General features: G+C 54.9%; 20 protein-coding genes. 14 read left to right on the plus strand and 6 right to left on the minus strand.

Features of this window, described 5'->3' with window-relative positions:
* Nucleotides 1–16 precede the first annotated feature (16 nt).
* Nucleotides 17–520, minus strand: coding sequence for a GNAT family N-acetyltransferase (locus ACFX4O_RS21170; RefSeq protein WP_131407381.1), 504 nt, complete (start codon nucleotides 518–520; stop codon nucleotides 17–19).
* A gap of 197 nt (nucleotides 521–717) precedes the next feature.
* Here ACFX4O_RS21170 and ACFX4O_RS21175 point away from each other — a divergent pair, with 197 nt between their 5' ends.
* On the plus strand, nucleotides 718–1,920 hold the full coding sequence (locus ACFX4O_RS21175) for a YjgN family protein (protein ID WP_380211086.1): 1,203 nt from the start codon (nucleotides 718–720) through the stop codon (nucleotides 1,918–1,920).
* Nucleotides 1,921–2,003: 83 nt separating this feature from the next.
* On the opposite strand, the gene ACFX4O_RS21180 is transcribed toward ACFX4O_RS21175, so the two are convergent.
* The 3 genes from ACFX4O_RS21180 to pepA form a co-directional block, all read right to left on the minus strand.
* Entirely contained in the window at nucleotides 2,004–4,859 is a 2,856-nt protein-coding gene (locus ACFX4O_RS21180; protein ID WP_380211087.1) for a valine--tRNA ligase, read from the minus strand.
* Nucleotides 4,859–5,302, minus strand: coding sequence for a DNA polymerase III subunit chi (holC, locus tag ACFX4O_RS21185; RefSeq protein ID WP_017459073.1), 444 nt, complete (start codon nucleotides 5,300–5,302; stop codon nucleotides 4,859–4,861). The genes ACFX4O_RS21180 and holC overlap by 1 nt, the downstream gene beginning before the upstream one ends.
* A 285-nt stretch (nucleotides 5,303–5,587) precedes the next feature.
* Nucleotides 5,588–7,099 carry a leucyl aminopeptidase gene (gene pepA, locus ACFX4O_RS21190; RefSeq protein ID WP_017459072.1) on the minus strand — a complete coding sequence of 504 codons (1,512 nt, stop codon included), beginning with the start codon at nucleotides 7,097–7,099 and terminating at the stop codon, nucleotides 5,588–5,590.
* A 153-nt stretch (nucleotides 7,100–7,252) separates the two neighbouring features.
* Between pepA and ACFX4O_RS21195 the strand changes: the two genes are divergently transcribed.
* The 5 genes from ACFX4O_RS21195 to ACFX4O_RS21215 all read left to right on the plus strand — a co-directional run bounded on the left by ACFX4O_RS21195 (nucleotide 7,253) and on the right by ACFX4O_RS21215 (nucleotide 11,812).
* Complete coding sequence (locus ACFX4O_RS21195; RefSeq protein ID WP_216848985.1) at nucleotides 7,253–7,303, plus strand: hypothetical protein; 51 nt, start codon at nucleotides 7,253–7,255, stop codon at nucleotides 7,301–7,303.
* A 63-nt stretch (nucleotides 7,304–7,366) separates the two neighbouring features.
* The gene (gene lptF / locus ACFX4O_RS21200) at nucleotides 7,367–8,467 is read left to right on the plus strand and encodes an LPS export ABC transporter permease LptF (protein ID WP_131407387.1); all 1,101 of its coding nucleotides are present in this window, start codon (nucleotides 7,367–7,369) and stop codon (nucleotides 8,465–8,467) included.
* Nucleotides 8,467–9,549 carry an LPS export ABC transporter permease LptG gene (lptG, locus tag ACFX4O_RS21205; RefSeq protein ID WP_131407389.1) on the plus strand — a complete coding sequence of 361 codons (1,083 nt, stop codon included), beginning with the start codon at nucleotides 8,467–8,469 and terminating at the stop codon, nucleotides 9,547–9,549. Before lptF ends, lptG begins: the two co-directional genes overlap by 1 nt.
* A gap of 57 nt (nucleotides 9,550–9,606) precedes the next feature.
* On the plus strand, nucleotides 9,607–10,089 hold the full coding sequence (locus tag ACFX4O_RS21210) for a hypothetical protein (protein WP_380211088.1): 483 nt from the start codon (nucleotides 9,607–9,609) through the stop codon (nucleotides 10,087–10,089).
* A gap of 85 nt (nucleotides 10,090–10,174) precedes the next feature.
* The gene (locus ACFX4O_RS21215; protein WP_380211089.1) at nucleotides 10,175–11,812 is read left to right on the plus strand and encodes a dihydroxyacetone kinase subunit DhaK; all 1,638 of its coding nucleotides are present in this window, start codon (nucleotides 10,175–10,177) and stop codon (nucleotides 11,810–11,812) included.
* Nucleotides 11,813–11,996: 184 nt separating this feature from the next.
* Here ACFX4O_RS21215 and ACFX4O_RS21220 read toward each other — a convergent pair whose 3' ends face one another.
* Entirely contained in the window at nucleotides 11,997–13,016 is a 1,020-nt protein-coding gene (locus ACFX4O_RS21220) for an NAD(P)-dependent alcohol dehydrogenase (RefSeq protein WP_131407465.1), read from the minus strand.
* Nucleotides 13,017–13,254: 238 nt separating this feature from the next.
* On the opposite strand from ACFX4O_RS21220, the gene ACFX4O_RS21225 reads away from it, so the two are divergent.
* The 8 genes from ACFX4O_RS21225 (at nucleotide 13,255) to ACFX4O_RS21260 (ending at nucleotide 17,723) form a co-directional block, all read left to right on the plus strand.
* On the plus strand, nucleotides 13,255–13,707 hold the full coding sequence (locus tag ACFX4O_RS21225; protein WP_200552185.1) for a lysozyme: 453 nt from the start codon (nucleotides 13,255–13,257) through the stop codon (nucleotides 13,705–13,707).
* A 135-nt stretch (nucleotides 13,708–13,842) separates the two neighbouring features.
* Nucleotides 13,843–14,478: a DUF2589 domain-containing protein gene (locus ACFX4O_RS21230; protein WP_131407397.1), complete on the plus strand. Its 636-nt coding sequence runs from the start codon at nucleotides 13,843–13,845 to the stop codon at nucleotides 14,476–14,478.
* Between the two features lie 56 nt (nucleotides 14,479–14,534).
* Nucleotides 14,535–15,215 carry a DUF2589 domain-containing protein gene (locus tag ACFX4O_RS21235; protein ID WP_131407399.1) on the plus strand — a complete coding sequence of 227 codons (681 nt, stop codon included), beginning with the start codon at nucleotides 14,535–14,537 and terminating at the stop codon, nucleotides 15,213–15,215.
* On the plus strand, nucleotides 15,208–15,666 hold the full coding sequence (locus tag ACFX4O_RS21240; protein ID WP_131407401.1) for a lysozyme: 459 nt from the start codon (nucleotides 15,208–15,210) through the stop codon (nucleotides 15,664–15,666). The genes ACFX4O_RS21235 and ACFX4O_RS21240 overlap by 8 nt, the downstream gene beginning before the upstream one ends.
* Before the next feature lie 16 nt (nucleotides 15,667–15,682).
* Complete coding sequence (locus tag ACFX4O_RS21245) at nucleotides 15,683–16,156, plus strand: ribonuclease (RefSeq protein WP_380211091.1); 474 nt, start codon at nucleotides 15,683–15,685, stop codon at nucleotides 16,154–16,156.
* Nucleotides 16,157–16,212: 56 nt separating this feature from the next.
* Nucleotides 16,213–16,623 carry a hypothetical protein gene (locus tag ACFX4O_RS21250; RefSeq protein WP_380211093.1) on the plus strand — a complete coding sequence of 137 codons (411 nt, stop codon included), beginning with the start codon at nucleotides 16,213–16,215 and terminating at the stop codon, nucleotides 16,621–16,623.
* A complete protein-coding gene (locus tag ACFX4O_RS21255) occupies nucleotides 16,620–17,036 on the plus strand; it encodes a hypothetical protein (protein WP_380211095.1) in 417 nt (138 codons plus the stop codon). The genes ACFX4O_RS21250 and ACFX4O_RS21255 overlap by 4 nt, the downstream gene beginning before the upstream one ends.
* A gap of 252 nt (nucleotides 17,037–17,288) precedes the next feature.
* Nucleotides 17,289–17,723: an RNase A-like domain-containing protein gene (locus tag ACFX4O_RS21260; protein WP_235855202.1), complete on the plus strand. Its 435-nt coding sequence runs from the start codon at nucleotides 17,289–17,291 to the stop codon at nucleotides 17,721–17,723.
* A 95-nt stretch (nucleotides 17,724–17,818) separates the two neighbouring features.
* On the opposite strand, the gene ACFX4O_RS21265 is transcribed toward ACFX4O_RS21260, so the two are convergent.
* Nucleotides 17,819–18,418, minus strand: coding sequence for a response regulator transcription factor (locus tag ACFX4O_RS21265; protein ID WP_131407409.1), 600 nt, complete (start codon nucleotides 18,416–18,418; stop codon nucleotides 17,819–17,821).
* Nucleotides 18,419–18,782 lie beyond the last annotated feature (364 nt).

An 18,782-nucleotide genomic window follows, 5' to 3' on the forward strand; every position in this document is an offset into this window, starting at 1 on the left:
TCGGGATGCTTCGGGGTTACAGGGTTTTCAGCATCCGCACTTCGCAGTCTACGTGGCCGGTGCAGCCGAGCGGGCCGTCGATATGCTCAAAGCCAAGGCGTTCATAAAGCCCAATGGCGTCGGTCAGAAAAGCAGTGGTTTCCAGATAACAGCGGTTAAAACCCTGCGCACGGGCGTGTTCCAGCGCCATTTGCGCCAGTTTCTTCGCCAACCCTTGCCCACGCGCGCTGGAGAGGAAGTACATTTTTTGCAGTTCGCAGATGTCCGGCTCGCTACATTTCAGCGGCGCGACGCCGCCGCCGCCCACCACTTCGCCGTTTTGCTCCACGACCCAATAGGCGCAACCCGGGCGGCTATATAACTGATAGAGCTCATCCAGTTCGGGGTCGGCAACGGTGTAGCCTTTATCGGCGGTGAGGCCATATTCCGCAGATACCTGGCGGATCACAGATGCGATTGCTGCGTTGTCGGCGGCAGCAATCCGGCGCATTTTTACCTCTACCGGAGCGGTCACATTCATCTCTGCACTCTGTTTTTGGGGTTATAAGCTGATCCTGCTTAATACCACTACCAGGGCGTTCTGGCAAGACCAGGAATATTGGGCGCTATTTTTTTGACCGGGAGCTATTTAGACTTAATAGTGGAGATAACCATTTCGCAATATTGTTGTGGTTGACTGCATTTGTCTTGGCTTCTTTTTTTACGATAAGGATTGTTATGACTTCCGAAACTCATGGTTCCGTGGCGGCTTCCGTGCGCCATTTTCTCTTTCAGGGCAGCGGGAAGGGCTATTTCGTGGTTTGGCTGGTCAATATTCTGCTGACCTTAATAACGCTGGGGTTATATTTGCCGTGGGCGTTAGTGCGCGCGCGTCGTTATTTTTATGAGAATACTGAACTTAGCGGTGCGCGTTTTTCTTATCATGCGACCGGGCGTTCTATTTTTGTCGGCTGGCTCTGCCTGTTAGTGCTGTATGTGATTTTCTTTATTAACGTGGCCTACCAGAACGTACTTTTACAGCTCTGTATGATGGGCCTGTTCCTGATTTTCTTCCCGTGGTTGATTACTCAGGGTCTGCGTTATCAAATGTTGATGACAGAGATTAACGGCGTGCGGTTTAATTTTTACGCCAGTCCTCTGCGCGCCTGGTGGGTGATGATGGGCTGCCCGCTGTTGATTATTATCGCCTCGGTGGTAGTGTTCTCCCTCTTTGTGACTTCGGCATTAAGTAGCGGCTCATATGGCGCTATTTCCGTGATGATTGGTATCGGTACATTGGTATTACTGCTGGGTATTGCCATTATGCAGGGCGTATATGCTGCGCAATGGTTTGGCATGCTGATTAATAATTTGCAGTACGGCAAACTGAAATTCTCGGCTGAAATTTCAATGAAAAAATGCATCACCATTGTGGTGCTGTCGATGCTGCTGTTTGTACCGTTTATTGTGCTGGTGATGGTGATGATTATTCCGTCATTCATTACGATGTCAGAATATGCTTATGCAGCGGGCGGCGATCCGGAGCAATTAGCGCTGATGATGGGGCCGCTTTATGGCAAATTAGCGCTGAGCTACCTGATTTATATTGCCGGGGCGATTGTCTGCTTCCTTTTCGCGTTTGTGAAACTGCGCGCCTACGTTTACGGGCAACTGGTACTGGAAGGGAACATTCGTTTCTCTTCGACGGTGGCGATGGGCCGCATGTTCTGGATTTCCATCAGCAATATGATTGTGTGCTGCGTCACGCTGTTCCTGGCATGGCCGTGGGCGAAAGTGCGTATGACCCGTTATCTGCTGGAAAATACCCATGTTCATGGCGACCTTGAAGCATTGCCACTGGAAGATCATGGTGTGCAGCCCGCGAAAGATCCGGCGAATCTGCTGGCTCGCGGCTTGTCATTCTACCCGGCGGTGCTGTAATTTGCCGGATGGCGATGATGCCTTATCAGGCCAGAAAATAAAAAAGCCGGGCATCGCTGCCCGGCTTTTTTTATGCGCGATGATTACAGCGCGGCGATAACCGCCTGCTGCTCAATTAGCTTCGCTTTTGCTTCCGCGTAGCCATCCAGCTTCTCGCGTTCTTTGGCAATTACCGCTTGTGGCGCGCGCGCCACAAAACCTTCGTTGCCCAGCTTACTTTCGATGCGGCCAATTTCCTGCTCAACTTTCGCCACTTCTTTCGCCAGACGTGCCAGCTCTGCGTCTTTGTCGATAAGACCCAGCATTGGGATCAGCAATTCTGCGCCGTCGACGATTTTGGTTACTGAAACCGGGCCTTTATCGTTGGCAGGCAGGACAGTGATGCTCTCCAGACGCGCCAGTGTTTGCAGGAAGCTCAGGTTGTCATTTACACGACGCTTCGCCTCTTCGCTCGCGCTACGCAGCAGCAGCTCCAGCGGTTTACCCGGCGCAATATTCATTTCAGCACGAATATTACGTACCGCGATGATCGCCTGTTTCAGCCACTCGGTATCTGCCAGCGCTTTCTCATCCACCTGCGCCGCGTCGTATTGCGGGAACGGCTGCAGCATGATGGTATCGGCGGTAATACCTTTCAGCACTTTCACGCGCTGCCAGATGGTTTCGGTGATAAACGGAATGATCGGATGCGCAAGGCGCAGCAGACTTTCCAGCACGGTAACCAGCGTGTTGCGGGTACCGCGCAGTTCCGCTTCAGAACCACCGTTCATGACCGGTTTGGTGAGCTCCAGATACCAGTCGCAGAACTGGTTCCAGGTGAACTCATACAGAATGCCCGCCGCGATATCGAAACGGAAGTTATCCAGCGCGTCACGATAGGCTTTGATGGTCTGGTTGAATTCGGCCAGGATCCAGCGGTCCGCCAGTGACAGCACCATTTCACCGCCGTTGAAGCCGCAATCCTGATCTTCGGTGTTCATCAGTACAAAGCGGCTGGCGTTCCACAGCTTGTTACAGAAGTTACGGTAACCTTCCAGGCGTTTCATATCCCAGTTGATGTCGCGGCCGGTTGAAGCCAGCGCCGCGAGGGTGAAACGCAGGGCGTCGGTGCCGTGCGGTTCAATGCCGTCCGGGAACTGTTTCTCGGTGCGCTTGCGGATCTTCTCCGCCAGCTGTGGCTGCATCATGTTGCCGGTGCGTTTTTCCAGCAGATCTGCCAGCGAAATACCGTCAACCATATCCAGCGGGTCAATCACGTTGCCCTTGGATTTAGACATTTTCTGGCCTTCATCATCGCGGATAAGACCGGTCATGTAGACGGTTTTAAACGGCACCTGCGGCTTGCCGTCTTCATCTTTGATGAAGTGCATGGTCATCATGATCATGCGCGCAATCCAGAAGAAGATAATGTCAAAGCCGGAAACCATCACGCTGGTCGGGTGGAACTGGCGCAGCGCGTCGGTGTTTTCCGGCCAGCCGAGGGTTGAGAACGTCCACAGCGCGGAGGAGAACCAGGTATCCAGTACGTCGTCGTCCTGGCGCAGGGCGACATCGGCGGCCAGATTGTTTTCCTGGCGCACTTCGTCTTCGTTACGGCCAACATAAACGTTGCCTTCGTTGTCGTACCACGCCGGAATGCGGTGACCCCACCACAGCTGACGGGAGATACACCAGTCCTGAATGTCGCGCATCCAGGAGAAATACATGTTTTCGTACTGTTTCGGCACGAACTGAATGTCGCCATTTTCAACGGCTTCCACTGCCGGTTTCGCCAGCACATCGGCACGCACATACCACTGGTCGGTGAGCATCGGTTCGATAACCACGCCGCCGCGATCGCCGTACGGAACAGTCAGGTCGTGCGGTTTGATCTCTTCCAGCAGGCCAAGTGCGTCCACAGCCGCGACAATTGCTTTACGCGCGGCAAAACGCTCCAGCTTCTGGAACTCAGCCGGGATATCCGCCGGATAAACGTCAGATTCGTTGCCGTTGGTGTCGTACACCTGTGCGCTTTCACGGATATCACCGTCAAAGGTCAGGATGTTGATCATCGGCAGTTTGTGGCGACGGCCGACTTCATAGTCGTTAAAGTCGTGCGCCGGGGTGATTTTCACGCAGCCGGTGCCTTTTTCCATGTCGGCGTGTTCGTCGCCCACAATCGGAATGCGGCGGTTCACCAGCGGCAGCACCACGAATTTGCCAATCAGATCTTTGTAGCGCGGATCTTCCGGGTTCACCGCCACGCCGGTATCACCGAGCAGGGTTTCCGGGCGCGTGGTGGCAACCACCAGGTAATCTTTACCGTCGGCGGTTTTCGCACCGTCGGCCAGCGGGTAGCGGATATGCCACATTGAGCCTTTCGACTCGCGGTTTTCCACTTCCAGATCGGAAATCGCCGTGCGCAGTTTTGGATCCCAGTTCACCAGGCGTTTGCCACGGTAAATTAAGTCTTCTTTATACAGGCGGACGAACACTTCTTTTACGGCGTTGGAGAGGCCTTCGTCCATGGTGAAGCGTTCACGATCCCAGTCTACGGAGTTACCGAGACGGCGCATCTGGCGGGTAATGGTACCGCCGGATTCTGCTTTCCACTGCCAGATTTTGTCGATAAAGGCGTCGCGACCGTAGTCGTGGCGGGTTTTACCCTCTTCGGCGGCAATTTTACGCTCAACCACCATTTGGGTGGCGATACCCGCGTGGTCAGTCCCCGCTTGCCACAGGGTGTTTTTCCCCTGCATGCGCTGGTAGCGGATCATGGTGTCCATGATGGTCTGCTGGAAGGCGTGGCCCATATGCAAACTGCCGGTGACGTTCGGCGGCGGGATCATGATGCAGAAGCTTTCCTGGCTTTCATCACCGTTCGGTTTGAAATAGCCCTGCTTTTCCCACTGCTCGTACAGCGGCTGTTCGATATCTTTGGGGTTGTATGTCTTTTCCATTATTTCCAGGTTGCCGTGTTCAGGTTGAAACCAGCCATGCGGTACGCTTTATAGCGTTCGCGCGCCAGTTGTTTCAGAGAATCTTCGTGAGGAACGAAGTCTATCACTTCTGTGAAAGCGGTGGCAAAATCTGCAAATTCCGCGCGCAGGCTGATCAAAATATCGCGCGGGCTGCTGTTGCGTTTTTGTGGCCAGGCCAGCTCCACCGGCGCACCGCCGCGTGGTCCTTCGCCAGCCAGGTTGTGCGGCACAAAGCTCTCCGCCGGGCGCGCCCACAGCGCTTCATCCAGTCGAATTGCTTGTTGTTCATCGGCACAGGCAATCAGCACGCGTTTACCGTTACGCCAACGTTCTGCGGCAATTTCACACACCAGTTGTTCGACGGCGTTTAAGCCATCAGCGGCGTTGTCATTGTCCAGAAGGTAGAACGTTGCATTTTTCATATATGGGGCTTTTGGTTGAGGATTTAAACGCGGTATCCGTCGTCTTTCACGCCGCGTCTTTGTTGGCTTCCTTTGCGCACCCCAGTCACATAGTTATCTATGCTGCTGGGGATTTGCTCAGTTGCCGCCGCGATGCAACGCGAAATCCATAGGCTATATCCGTCATCTTTCACGTTGCTTCTTTGCTGGCTGCCGCTGCGACGCAATGCGAAATCCATCGGGTACAGCATCCGCATTGCGCGAGGGTACAGGCCGGATAAGCGCGCTATCCGGCCTTGACGACACTTACTCTTCGCCGTTAAACCCGGCGCGGTTCAGCAGGAACTGCGACAGTAGCGCCACCGGACGACCAGTTGCGCCTTTGGCTTTACCAGAACGCCATGCAGTACCGGCGATATCCAGGTGCGCCCAGTTGTACTTACGGGCAAAGCGAGAAAGGAAGCAGCCGGCGGTGATCGCGCCGCCAGGGCGGCCGCCTATGTTCGCCATATCCGCGAAGTTGGACTCAAGCTGTTCCTGGTACTCATCGGCCATCGGCAAACGCCACGCGCGATCGCCCGCCTGCTCGGACGCGCCAATCAGCTCGTGCGCCAGCGGGTTGTGGTTCGACAGCAGCCCGGTGATGTGGTGGCCGAGTGCAATCACACACGCACCGGTCAGCGTCGCAACATCGATTACCGCTTCCGGCTCGAAACGCTCAACGTAAGTCAGCACGTCGCACAGTACCAGGCGGCCTTCGGCGTCGGTGTTCAGCACCTCTACCGTCTGGCCGGACATGGTGGTCAGCACGTCGCCCGGACGATAAGCGCGCCCGCCAGGCATGTTTTCACAACCCGCCAGCACGCCAATGACGTTGATCGGCAGTTGCAGCTCGGCGACCATGCGCATCACGCCATACACCGCTGCGGCGCCGCACATGTCGTACTTCATCTCGTCCATGCCTTCGGCTGGTTTGATGGAGATACCGCCGGAGTCAAACGTCAGGCCTTTGCCCACCAGTACGATTGGACGCGCGTCTTCTGCCGGGTTGCCTTTGTATTCAATCACCGACATCAGCGATTCGTTCTGCGAACCCTGGCCGACCGCGAGGTACGAGTGCATGCCCAGCTCGCGCATCTGCTGCTCGCCAATCACGCGAGTCACCACGTTTTTGCTGTAGGTATCGGCTAACTGACGCGCCTGAGACGCGAGGTAGCCCGCGTTACAGATGTTTGGCGGCATATTGCCGAGATCTTTCGCCGCTTTGATGCCAGCCGCAATCGCCAGACCGTGCTGAATAGCGCGCTCGCCGCTGGTCAGCTCGCGGCGGGTCGGCACGTTGAACACCATTTTACGCAGCGGGCGACGCGGCTCGCTTTTGTTGGTTTTCAGTTGGTCGAAGCTGTAAAGGGTCTCTTTCGCAGTCTCAACGGCCTGGCGTACTTTCCAGTAAGTATTACGCCCTTTTACATGCAGTTCGGTCAGGAAGCAGACGGCTTCCATTGAGCCGGTATCATTCAGCGTGTTAATGGTTTTCTGAATCACCTGCTTGTACTGGCGCTCGTCCAGTTCACGTTCTTTACCGCAGCCAATCAGCAAAATACGTTCGGAGAGGACATTCGGTACGTGGTGCAGCAGCAAAGTCTGCCCCGGCTTGCCTTCCAGTTCCCCACGACGCAGCAGCGCACTGATGTAGCCGTCACTGATTTTATCGAGTTGCTCGGCGATCGGAGAGAGCCGGCGCGGTTCAAAGACGCCCACAACGATGCAGGCACTCCGCTGTTTCTCCGGGCTACCGCTTTTTACACTGAACTCCATGCACTACGCTCCTGAATCTTAAAGACAACGGCGGCGGCTACGGATAGAATTGCAAGCTTTCGTAACTCGTGTCCGCTGTTGCGGTGACTTCGTGTTAATCTTAATGTTACTTCGGTTTCGGCACGTCAGAATCGGGTCTTACGCGCGTATCCGCTGAGTATATTAATCTTAGCGATCATTTCGACGACTCAAGAGAATAAATGACGTTTAAGCCATGAAACAAGCTATTTTCCAGCAAAAATACTGGTTTTTACGGGCGTATTTAAAGTGATAATCATAAGATATCTGGTACGGGAGACGCTAAAAAGCCAGCTTGCGATCCTATTCATCCTGCTTCTGATTTTCTTTTGTCAGAAACTGGTAAGGATTTTAGGCGCAGCCGCTGATGGCGAAATCCCTACGAACCTCGTGCTCTCACTGCTGGGGCTGGGCGTGCCGGAAATGGCGCAGCTTATCCTGCCGTTGAGTCTGTTCCTCGGCCTGCTGATGACGCTGGGCAAACTTTACACAGAAAGTGAAATCACCGTGATGCACGCTTGCGGCCTGAGCCGCTCGGTGCTGGTGAAAGCGGCGATGATCCTCGCGTTGTTCACCGGGGTTGTCGCTGCAGTCAACGTCATGTGGGCAGGCCCGTGGTCTTCCCGCCATCAGGATCAAGTGCTGGCAGACGCGAAAGCGAACCCAGGCATGGCAGCGCTGGCGCAGGGACAATTCCAGCAGGCGACGGATGGCAGTTCGGTGCTGTTTATTGAAGGTGTTGAAGGCAAAAACTTCACCAACGTTTTCCTCGCGCAGATCCGCACTAAAGGTACTGCTCGCCCGTCTGTGGTGCTGGCGGATTCCGGGCATCTCTCGCAGCATAAAGACGGCTCGCAGGTGGTGACGCTCAATACCGGCACCCGTTATGAAGGCACCGCGTTGCTGCGTGACTTCCGCATCACGGATTTCCAGAACTATCAGGCGATTATTGGTCACCAGGCGGTGGTGCTCGATCCGTCGGATACCGAACAGATGGGCATGCGCACGCTGTTCAAAACAGATACGCCGCGCGCACGCGCTGAACTGCACTGGCGCTTAACGCTGGTGTTTACGGTCTTTATGATGGCGCTGATGGTGGTGCCGCTGAGTGTGGTCAACCCGCGTCAGGGGCGCGTGTTGTCGATGCTCCCCGCCATGCTGCTTTATCTGGTCTTCTTCCTGCTGCAAACCACGCTGCGTTCGAACGGCGCGAAAGGCAAACTGGATCCGTTGGTGTGGATGTGGCTGGTAAACCTGGCCTATTTCGCGCTGGCCGTGGTGCTGAACTTGTGGGATACGGTGCCAATGCGCCGGGTTCGCGCCCGTTTTACGCGTAAAGGAGCGGTATAATGCAGGCTTTTGGCGTACTCGACCGCTATATCGGTAAAACCATTTTCACCACCATCATGATGACGCTGTTCATGCTGGTGTCGCTCTCCGGCATTATCAAGTTTGTTGATCAGTTGAAAAAAGCCGGGCAGGGGAGCTATGACGCGCTGGGCGCGGGGATGTACACCATTCTCAGCATCCCAAAAGATATTCAAATCTTCTTCCCGATGGCTGCGCTGCTTGGCGCGCTGTTAGGGCTGGGCATGCTGGCGCAGCGCAGTGAGTTGGTGGTCATGCAGGCTTCCGGCTACACCCGCATGCAAGTGGCGCTGTCGGTCATGAAAACGGCCATCCCGCTGGTGTTACTGACCATGGCGATTGGCGAATGGGTGGCGCCGCAGGGTGAGCAAATGGCGCGCAACCAGCGAGCACAGTCGATGTATGGCGGTTCGCTGCTCTCCACACAATCGGGTTTGTGGGCGAAAGACGGCAGCAACTTTATCTATATTGAGCGCGTAAAAGGCGACGATGAACTCGGCGGCGTGAGCATTTATGCCTTCAATAAAGAGCGCCGTTTGCAGTCGGTGCGCTATGCCGCGTCGGCGAAGTTCGATCCGCAGGAGAAGATCTGGCGGTTGTCGCAAGTTGATGAATCTAACCTGACGGATCCGAAACAGGTGACCGGCGCGCAAACCGTGAGCGGCATCTGGAAAACGAACCTTACGCCGGACAAACTCGGCGTGGTGGCGCTGGATCCGGACGCGCTCTCCATCAGCGGTTTGCATAACTACGTGAAGTACCTCAAGTCGAGTGGCCAGGATTCCGGGCGCTATCAGCTCAATATGTGGAGCAAAATCTTCCAGCCGCTATCCGTGGCGGTGATGATGCTAATGGCGCTGTCGTTTATTTTCGGGCCGCTGCGCAGCGTGGCGATGGGCGTACGTGTTGTCACCGGCATCAGCTTCGGCTTCGTCTTCTACGTGCTGGATCAGATTTTCGGCCCATTGACGCTGGTATACGGCATTCCGCCAGTGGTTGGCGCACTGTTGCCGAGCGCCAGCTTTTTCCTGATTAGCCTGTGGCTGATGATGCGAAAAAGCTAGTTGATTCCTGAAAAGAGAGGCTGAGGCCTCTCTTCTTTTTTCTGCAAGGAGCACCGCATGTTGATACGTGCAGCGACGCATCTCTCTGTCATGATCGTGTCTTGTTTGTTGAGTGCGCTTGTTACCGTGGCGATGCTGAGTGCGCAGTGGGCGCTTTCCCTCCTCGGCGATAGCGCGGTGCTGGTGCTTGAACTGCTGGTAGCCGTTATTGCGCTGAGTCTGGTTCATTGGCTGATTCAGCGAGCGGATACGCTGGCACAGCAGGTCGGCACCGTGCGGCGCGGTTCACCGCAAGAGTCACAGGCAGACCGGGTGCTCGCCCGTTTTAGCGCGGCGGAAAACACGCTGAGCAGCCTGTGGATGGCGTTTTCTCTTCCGGCCATCGCCGGGTTCTTCCTGCTGGATTCGCGTACCGCCTTGTCTTTGCACGGTGTGCTGCTGGTGCTGGCGATTAGCGGGGTTCTTGTGCTTGGCAACCGTCTCGACACGCTGCGCAACCTGCGCGGCTACGCGGTGGATTTTGGCCGCAGAGCACCGTAAACCCATTCAGTAAAATCTGTTCTTTACCCCGTCCCGCACTGTGCGGGCTATGCTTGAGAAACGATTCACAACTTTTTGGAATATTATGTCCAGATTCTTTTTCAACGACCGCAAACAGCTGGTCAATGATGCCATTGAAGGTTTGGTAATTTCTGCACCACACGGCAACCTCGTTCGACTCGATATCGATCCCGCTATTCGCATTGTGGCTCGCGCCGACTGGGATAAAAGCCGCGTGGCGGTGATTTCCGGCGGCGGTTCCGGGCATGAACCGGCGCATGCCGGGTTCGTCGGCAAAGGGATGCTCACCGCTGCCGTTTGCGGTGATGTGTTCGCCTCGCCAAGCGTGGATGCGGTGCTGAACGCGATTGTGGCGGTAACCGGCGATCGCGGCTGCCTGCTGATTGTGAAGAACTACACCGGTGACCGGCTGAACTTCGGCCTCGCGGCAGAGAAAGCCAAGCGCTACGGCCTGAAGGTGGAGATGGTGATCGTCGCAGATGACATCGCACTGCCGGACAACAAACAGCCGCGCGGCATTGCCGGTACGGCGCTGGTGCACAAGATTGCGGGCCATGCCGCTGAACACGGTAAGTCGCTGAGCGAAGTGCGCGATATTGCCCAGCAGGCCTGCGACAACGTTTTCAGCCTCGGACTGGCGATGGAGACTTGCAACCTGCCGGGCGGCGATAGCGAAGAGGGGCGCATTCAGCGCGGGAAAGTTGAGTTGGGACTGGGTATTCACGGCGAACCCGGCGCGACTACCGTTGATACGCACAACAGCAAGACACTGATCGATACGCTGGTTAAACCGCTAAAAGCGGCGGTGGGTAATGATCGTGTAGCAGTGCTGATCAACAACCTCGGCGGCGTCTCGGCCCTGGAAATGGCGCTGCTGACCAAAGAACTGGCACACTCAGCCTTAAAAGAACAAATCGCCTATCTGATTGGCCCCGCATCGATTGTTAGTTCGCTGGATATGAAAGGGTTTTCGCTGTCCGTATTGCGCCTGAACGACACATTCGAGCAGGCGATTTGCGCCGATGTGCAGACCGTAGGTTGGCAGAAGCCGGTACCGTTCGCGCCGATGAAAATCCAGTCGCACAGCGCAGTGTATGACGGGCTGGAGATTGAGCCTTCCGACAACCCGCAGGTGAAAGCGTTGGTCAACACGGCGGTTAATACATTGATTGACCTTGAAAACCGGCTTAACGCGCTGGATGCAAAAGTGGGCGACGGTGATACCGGCTCAACTTTTGCCGAAGGGGCGCGGGAAATCAAACGTCTGCTGGAGCAAAATGCGCTGCCGTTGAACAACACCGCACAGCTGCTGCAACTGGTTGGCGAGCGGCTGGCGACAGTGATGGGCGGGTCCAGTGGCGTGTTGATGTCGATTTTCTTCACTGCCGCAGGCCAGGCCGTACACAACGGCACGTCGTTGCCGGAAGCGTTACTGCTGGGGCTGAAACAGATGAAACATTACGGCGGTGCGGATCTCGGCGATCGCACGCTGATCGACGCGCTGCAACCGGCGCTTGAAGCGCTGCGCGATAGCGGGCTGGATGCCGCCGTTGCCGCTGCGCAAAACGGTGCGGCCAGCACGGCGTCGATGCAAAAGGCAGGCGCCGGGCGCTCATCGTATGTGAACAGTGAGAATCTCGACGGGGTAACCGATCCGGGGGCTGTTGCTATTGCGGAAGTGTTTGCTGCTATTAGCAGGTAAGACCCCGACTTCTGAGAAAGCGACTTTGGTTTCGCTTTTGAATGGCGTACCGAAAACCGTAAAAGAACCGCCAGTCAGAGGTCAATCCAGAGACACTACGGCCGCCCAAACTCTGCGCTGGTCGCGTTAACAATACGGGGTCGCACAATAACAAAGCCCGGCAAGATTGCCGGGCTTTTTCACATCAGAAATCCGCTTTTAACACCACGCGGTAACGGGCTTTGCCGTCGCGTACGTGCTGCAACGCTTCGTTAATCTGCGACATTGGGAACATCTCCGTGGTCGGTGCCACTTTGGCGCGTCCGGCGAATTTCATCAGCTTACGCAGTTCAAACGGCGTACCGGTTGCGGAACCGGAAACGCTGCGATCGCCTGCGATCAACGTAAAGGCCGGGACTTCGAGTGGCTTCAGCACTGCGCCAACGGTGTGGAAATGCCCGCCGTGGGTCAGTGCCTCAAAGTAGGGTTGCCAGTTCAGATCGACGTTAACCGTGTTGATGATCAAATCGTACTGACCTGCCAGCGCTTTCAGCGCATCCACATCGCGGCTGTTCACCACGTAGTCCGCGCCCATAATGCGCACTTCTGCCTCTTTTGCCGGATTCGAGCTAAACGCCGTCACTTCGCAGCCCATCGCGTGCAGCAGTTTGATGGCGATATGGCCCAGCCCGCCGATACCGATCACGCCAACGCGGCTGGTGGCGGTGATATTGTGCATCAGCAGCGGTTTAAACACGGTAATGCCGCCGCATAACAGCGGACCGGCGGTTTCGATATCAATGCTGTCCGGCAGCGGGATCACCCATTGCCAGTCGGCGCGGATTTTGTCGGCAAAGCCACCACGATTGAGAATGGTTGGCACTGCGCCTTGCTGGCAGTTGATCTGATTGCCATCAATACAGGCATCACAGTGACCGCAGCTGCGCGCCGTCCAGCCGATCCCCACACGTTGGCCGATTTTCAGGCCTTTGCTTTGTGCCGCGCTGCCCAGATCCACCACGCGGCCAATCACTTCATGCCCGGCAACCAGCGGGTACTGGGAGAAGCCCCACTCGTTATCGATCATGGAGAGATCCGAATGGCAGATCCCGCAGTAATCCACCTGCACTTCAACATCTTCCGCCGCCAGCGGGCCAGCGTCATACTCCTGCAACTCCAGCGCGGCGCCAGCCTGCGGTGCGGCGTAACTTTTAATGATGCTCATCATGGATTCCTTTGATTTAGAGGGAGACGCATGAAGTGTAGGGCATCGGCAGACTCTGCGGCAGCCTGTGTGTGCATAGAAAGCCCGTTTCGCTAATGCATGGCGGTGTATGGCACGCCGCAGGCCACTATTTTCGGATTTTCCATACGGCTATTTTGGTGCGGTGACTTTGCAACACGATGTGTCCGAACCATCCTCAAAAGGTGCTGTACCCACCAACAATCCAGGAGCAACCACTATGGCGAATCAACCGCAAAGTACAGGCGCTGGCGGTCTGGCGCTGATTAAATCTTTTGAAGGACTTAGGCTGGAAAAATACAAGGATGCCGTCGGTAAATGGACCATTGGCTACGGACATTTGATCTTACCGGATGAAAAATTTCCGCACGCGATTACCGAAGCCGAGGCCGAAGCGCTGCTTCGCACCGATCTGTTAATGACCGAACGCGGGGTACACAAAGCGGTGACGGTTGCGCTTAATCAGAACCAGTTTGATGCGCTGGTAGCATTCACCTTTAACCTTGGGGCAGGCAATTTGCAGAGTTCGACACTGCTTAAACTGCTCAACCAGGGGGAGTACGCACAGGCAGCAGATCAGTTCCTGCGCTGGAACAAAGCGGGCGGTAAAGTGCTGGCAGGGCTGACAAGGCGGCGTGAAGCCGAGCGCGCGCTGTTTTTAAAACCTGTTTAACCGGACGCGCGCCTTAGGCCATTTTCCCCGTTTTTTACCGCCATCCAGCCAATATTTTCGTCCTCTTCCCTCTATTACTGTGGGTTTGCGAATTCGCAACGCGATGTTTTCGTATAACCCACAGGAGTATGCATTATGGATTCACAATTTATTGGATCGGTCATTAATGCACTGCCGCTGGAGCACATGATTGGCGGTCCACTGCAGGCAATGATCAAAGCGCAGGTGCAGGCGAGTAAAGCGTACGCCGACTTCCTGCTCTCGGTGTGTATCAAGGACGGTAAGGCGGAGTCGGTGCAGTTTGATTACGACGAAACCGTGGTGGATGACAAGGGCGTTATCCAGGGCGTGGTGAAAAAGACCATGCGCATCCCGCTGCTGGCGGCGATTTCCCACCCTAACATCAGCATCGAAGAGGGCACCATCGACTTCGAGCTGGAAGTTTCCCAGAGTGAAGCCAGCAACAGCCAGACCGAAGCGGAAGCCTCGCTGGAAGCCTCTGTTGGCTGGGGGCCGTTCAGCGTGAAAATCACCGGTCGCGTCTCGCACAAAGCCCAGCAAACCCGCTCCAGCGATACCCGTGCGAAGTACAGCATCCATACCCAGGTTAAACGTCAGCCACCGCCGGAAGCTCTGATGCGCGTGATTGATTTCCTGACGGATGCCGCAACACGCCCGGCTATCTTGCCGTCAGAGGCGAAAAAGCTGGAATCCAAACAGCTTGATGCCTACCCCGAAACGCCTGCCGCAGCGGAAAAAGCGCCGGCGTAATGTTCCTCTCTCCACCCTGAGGCTGCCTGGCAGCCTCATTTCTCACGGAGCGCACTATGTCAATGAAAGACTGGCTTCGCGGCAACCGTGGCGCTGAACCAAAGGCAGATTCGCCCGCGCCACCGCCACCGGAGGAGAGTGCCGGGCTGCCACCTGCCGATCCGCCGCCAGAAGATATCGCCGGATTACCGCCTGCCGATCCACCGCAGGATCCGCCACCGCCACCGGGCGACGGCACGCCACCCTCTACTTCAGGTGTGACGCTGGCGGATATCACGCGCGGCATGCAGCATGCGGCCTCGGCGGCGAACCAACTGATTGCACATCAGTACATGCAGGCGCTGGATCCTTTTTTTGAACACAGCGACGACGGGCGGCTGGTGCCGAAAATCATCGAAATGGAGCTGGATGATCGGCACCACTTCAAATTGCCGCTGGTGGCGCTTTCCACACCGCGCGGGCTGATGCTGGAAAAGATGAAAGTGTTTCTCACCGTGCGCACTGACGCGGTGGAACAGCAGAGCGCAATGTCCGGCACGCCTGACGATGCGGTCAGCCGTTTTCACGTCAGCATGTCGCCGCCGAGCCATGGAGCGAGCGGGCGCGACAGCGGACATGTGGATATCGAAATGCAGTTCACCGTACTGGAGCCGCCGGAGAGCGTGATGCGGCTTATCGAAGAGTACACCCGACAAGTTCTCCCTCAAGTAACCGACAGGAGTGATGACAATGGCTAATCAACCCCTGAGCACCGGCGCTGCCGGGCTGACGCTCATTAAATCTTTCGAAGGGCTAAGCCTCGAGAAGTACCGCGACGCGGTAGGTAAATGGACTATCGGCTACGGGCATTTGATTTTGCCCAATGAAAATTTCCCCCAGGCACTGAGCAAAGTGGAGGCGGAAGATCTGCTGCGCGCCGATCTCGGGATGACCGAGCGCGGTGTTCATAAATATGTGACGGTGGATCTCAACCAGAACCAGTTCGACGCGCTGGTCGCTTTCGCCTTTAACGTCGGGCTTGGTAACCTGCAGAACTCAACATTGCTACGTCTGCTCAACCAGGGCCAGTATCAGGAGGCGGCGGATCAACTGCCGCGCTGGAACAAGGCTGGCGGCAAGATTCTGGCGGGGCTGACGCGTCGACGCGATGCTGAACGTGCGCTGTTTTTAGCGCCAATTAACGGATAAGCCATGGAGGCAATAAATGAAACGATATCTTCCGATAGTTACGTTTGTCGGTTTGCTGTTAACCCAACCGGTCTGGGCAGAACTTCCCCAGTGCAGCGCGGTGGTGCAGGCGGCAAATCAAGAGTTAGCAAAACTCAATAAAAAAACCGTTCAGGACGACAAGAAACTGACGGCTCTGCTCAAAACCCTGAACCGCGATGACGTGCTGCCAGCGGACTACGTCACCCGCGATCAGGCCATCAAACTGGGCTGGAGCGGCAAGGCGGAGGACTCGCTGTGGAGCGTGTGGGCGCTGAACAAGAAGCAGTTGGGCGGCGACCCGTGGAGCGGTAAACCGCTGCCGGGCAAAGGCAAGTGGTACAGCGCGGATATTGACAGCGTACGCGGTCTGCGCAGTAACAAGCACCTGATTTACAGCCCGGAAAGCGCGACGCGTTATCTCACTACAGATAACGACGCCACGACCGTCACGCTTCCTCCTTGTCAGTAGTCGTTATTGCGGCCTCATCCTATTCGTTGAGGCCGCTTGTTCAGGAGGGGAATGCGATGGCCGCAGATGGACTGCAATTGCTAAGCCAGGGGCTGGCCGCGCTCGCCGGATTGTTCGGCGGGCTGAGTGTGTCGTTTTTCTGGCAGCCGAAAAAACTGCATCAGCACGGGCGCCTGGCCGCCGGAATAATCATTGGCGCGATTAGCGTCAGTACCACCTTTACGCTCGGCGGGTTTATTGCCCGCTGGCTGGGGATGAACTTTAAAGACAGCGATATCGCCATGGGCATTGGCTATTTTGTTGGCGCGATAAGTGTCGGCATGATTGCCTGGCTGGCCAATTTCTTTAACCGCCGCGAAGGGCATGACATTTTGCAAGTGGCCAGTGAGTTAAAACGCGCGGCTCGCGGCGTGAAAGCCGTACCGCGTCGCCGTGCGCCACGACGCAAACCAGGGGAACCATCATGACGCTTAAACTTCTTTTTTGGGCCATCACACTGGTGGATGTGGCGATTGCGGTGATCATTTTTGTTAGCGCACTCAGCAGCCGCATGCTTGATATTCCGCTGTGGTATCGCCTTGGGCTTTTAATTACGGCATTTGGTTTTACCGTGCAGGGCTGTTTGAATTTACCCTACCTGTTGTTTAACGTGATTTTAATGGCGCAGGAGTTACCTTTCTGGATATTAAAAGATGTCGGTATTGGGATAATCTCAATTTATTATTTTTGGCACACCATGCACAAAGATGATAAACCCAGCCAAACACCGACACGTAAAAAAACGGCCGTGGTGAAAAAGACACCGGTCGCTAAAAAAGTTGACGCGGCTAAAAAAATACCCGCCCCGCGCACACCGCGCAAGAAAACGCCCGCACAATAATTAACACGGAGTAGTAAATTTGTTTTGCTGCTCCGTGAAATGGCCCAGGCCATTTATCATTCCTGTACTGGTCAGTTGCCAAATATTATTCAACTCACGCTGACGTTAATTTGAATCTGCGAATTCGTACTTCCTTTATTCCACTCGCAGGAGATGATTATGTCTGTAAACTCTGTTTTTTCACATAGGGTAAAAACGCGCAGCATTCTTTCTATGGCTGCGGTATCGCTGTTTTTATTTTCAACAGGAGCCATGGCAGTTAATGTTGGCCCGGCCTGTAACCAGCCCGGCGTTGGCCTGACTGCAACACAGTGGGCGCAGAATCAGGATAACGCCGGTGGGCATATGACGGCTTGCCATGTCGGTAAAGCTGACGCGTGGCTGCAGCAGCGCACTGTTGCTAACCAACCGAACTGCCCGCAAACGAATACGGCCTCAACATGGACGGATGCGAATGTGGCGTGGAATTCTATCGGCAACACTATTCAGGCGTTCTGTGCTGGCGCGGCCAACAATACCGCAGCGGTTAATTTCACCATTGCGCTGGGTGGGAATGGCAATGCGAACGTGGGCAGGGCGTATGGCAATGGGGCTTTTTATAATATCGCCAACAATCGGCAGGCGTTTATCCGCTTAGTGAATAACGGTGGACAATGGCGCGTACAAACAAGTTATCCAACAAATTAAGTTAAACGACAGGAGCATTATGCCCATGCATAATGCTCCTTTTTAGCTCAGGAAAAGAAAATACGCTGACGCGAATCAAATAAAGATAATCAGGACTACTCTTCTGAATACATCATCGCGGCCTGAGTGCGATTATTCACATTCAGACGGCGGAAAATCGATTCCAGATGCGCTTTCACTGTACCCGCACTGATATTTAAATGACGGCTAATTTGTTTATTGGATTCCCCGGCGGCCAGCAGTTTTAAAATTTCGCGTTGTCGTTCGCTCAGGCGGGCTAGCGCGCTTTGCCCGTTGTCCAGCAGCGTAATGCTCTCCTGCGGCAGACAAAACATCCCCAACGATGCACTACGCAGTGTCTGAGCGATGGTTTCCGGTGGGGAATCACGTCGAACAAACGCCATCGCGTGATGATTTAAAAATAAGCGTAATAATGTCGGCTGACATTTATTCATCAGCATCACAACAGGTATATTCGGATGCCGACAGGCTAAGATATCCAGCAATTCCAGACTCGAGGTTTTATTACCATCGCCATCAAGAAGAATTAAAGAAGCTGGAAATTCATTAAGCGTATCATCAATATCATTTTGATTATTCAGCCCACGAACTTTTACCTCCGGAATATATTGCGTTAGTACTGATGCCATTCCTTCAATAAATATTGACTGCTTGTCAATCATGAGTACATGCATACATTATCTCCACGTAATAGCGTTCGCCATTGAGACTGGTAATCATCAAAGTATTCAATGAAATGCAAAAAAAGAAACAGGCTAATTGTCATAGGTCTTTTAACCGATATGACGGATTAAACATTATTGGATGGGATAAAACAGATTAAGAAAATATTATATATGAAGAATGGTCGCTTTGCTATTTTACGGATTATTAGCAGGCTTTGTTTTATAAAATAACGGGAGGGTAGTGAGAAGGTTTATTCCTCTCGGCTCGTTGTTGTGGTGAAGTTGGACTGGCGAAGGGCGAAGGGCGAAGGGCGAAGGGCGAAGGGCGAAGGGCGAAGGGCGAAGGGCGAAGGGCGAAGGGCGAAGGGCGAAG

Origin of the sequence: Kosakonia sp. YIM B13571 (assembly GCF_042788095.1) — a bacterium.
GTDB lineage: Bacteria > Pseudomonadota > Gammaproteobacteria > Enterobacterales > Enterobacteriaceae > Kosakonia > Kosakonia quasisacchari.

Excerpts from the sequence above, each read along its gene's own strand:
- ACFX4O_RS21170 (WP_131407381.1), bottom strand. The coding sequence starts at position 520 with ATGAATGTGACCGCTCCGGTAGAGGTAAAAATGCGCCGGATTGCTGCC.
- ACFX4O_RS21175 (WP_380211086.1), top strand. The coding sequence starts at position 718 with ATGACTTCCGAAACTCATGGTTCCGTGGCGGCTTCCGTGCGCCATTTT.
- ACFX4O_RS21180 (WP_380211087.1), bottom strand. The coding sequence starts at position 4,859 with ATGGAAAAGACATACAACCCCAAAGATATCGAACAGCCGCTGTACGAG.
- holC (WP_017459073.1), bottom strand. The coding sequence starts at position 5,302 with ATGAAAAATGCAACGTTCTACCTTCTGGACAATGACAACGCCGCTGAT.
- pepA (WP_017459072.1), bottom strand. The coding sequence starts at position 7,099 with ATGGAGTTCAGTGTAAAAAGCGGTAGCCCGGAGAAACAGCGGAGTGCC.
- lptG (WP_131407389.1), top strand. The coding sequence starts at position 8,467 with ATGCAGGCTTTTGGCGTACTCGACCGCTATATCGGTAAAACCATTTTC.
- ACFX4O_RS21210 (WP_380211088.1), top strand. The coding sequence starts at position 9,607 with ATGTTGATACGTGCAGCGACGCATCTCTCTGTCATGATCGTGTCTTGT.
- ACFX4O_RS21215 (WP_380211089.1), top strand. The coding sequence starts at position 10,175 with ATGTCCAGATTCTTTTTCAACGACCGCAAACAGCTGGTCAATGATGCC.
- ACFX4O_RS21220 (WP_131407465.1), bottom strand. The coding sequence starts at position 13,016 with ATGAGCATCATTAAAAGTTACGCCGCACCGCAGGCTGGCGCCGCGCTG.
- ACFX4O_RS21225 (WP_200552185.1), top strand. The coding sequence starts at position 13,255 with ATGGCGAATCAACCGCAAAGTACAGGCGCTGGCGGTCTGGCGCTGATT.
- ACFX4O_RS21230 (WP_131407397.1), top strand. The coding sequence starts at position 13,843 with ATGGATTCACAATTTATTGGATCGGTCATTAATGCACTGCCGCTGGAG.
- ACFX4O_RS21235 (WP_131407399.1), top strand. The coding sequence starts at position 14,535 with ATGTCAATGAAAGACTGGCTTCGCGGCAACCGTGGCGCTGAACCAAAG.
- ACFX4O_RS21240 (WP_131407401.1), top strand. The coding sequence starts at position 15,208 with ATGGCTAATCAACCCCTGAGCACCGGCGCTGCCGGGCTGACGCTCATT.
- ACFX4O_RS21245 (WP_380211091.1), top strand. The coding sequence starts at position 15,683 with ATGAAACGATATCTTCCGATAGTTACGTTTGTCGGTTTGCTGTTAACC.
- ACFX4O_RS21250 (WP_380211093.1), top strand. The coding sequence starts at position 16,213 with ATGGCCGCAGATGGACTGCAATTGCTAAGCCAGGGGCTGGCCGCGCTC.
- ACFX4O_RS21255 (WP_380211095.1), top strand. The coding sequence starts at position 16,620 with ATGACGCTTAAACTTCTTTTTTGGGCCATCACACTGGTGGATGTGGCG.
- ACFX4O_RS21260 (WP_235855202.1), top strand. The coding sequence starts at position 17,289 with ATGGCAGTTAATGTTGGCCCGGCCTGTAACCAGCCCGGCGTTGGCCTG.
- ACFX4O_RS21265 (WP_131407409.1), bottom strand. The coding sequence starts at position 18,418 with ATGCATGTACTCATGATTGACAAGCAGTCAATATTTATTGAAGGAATG.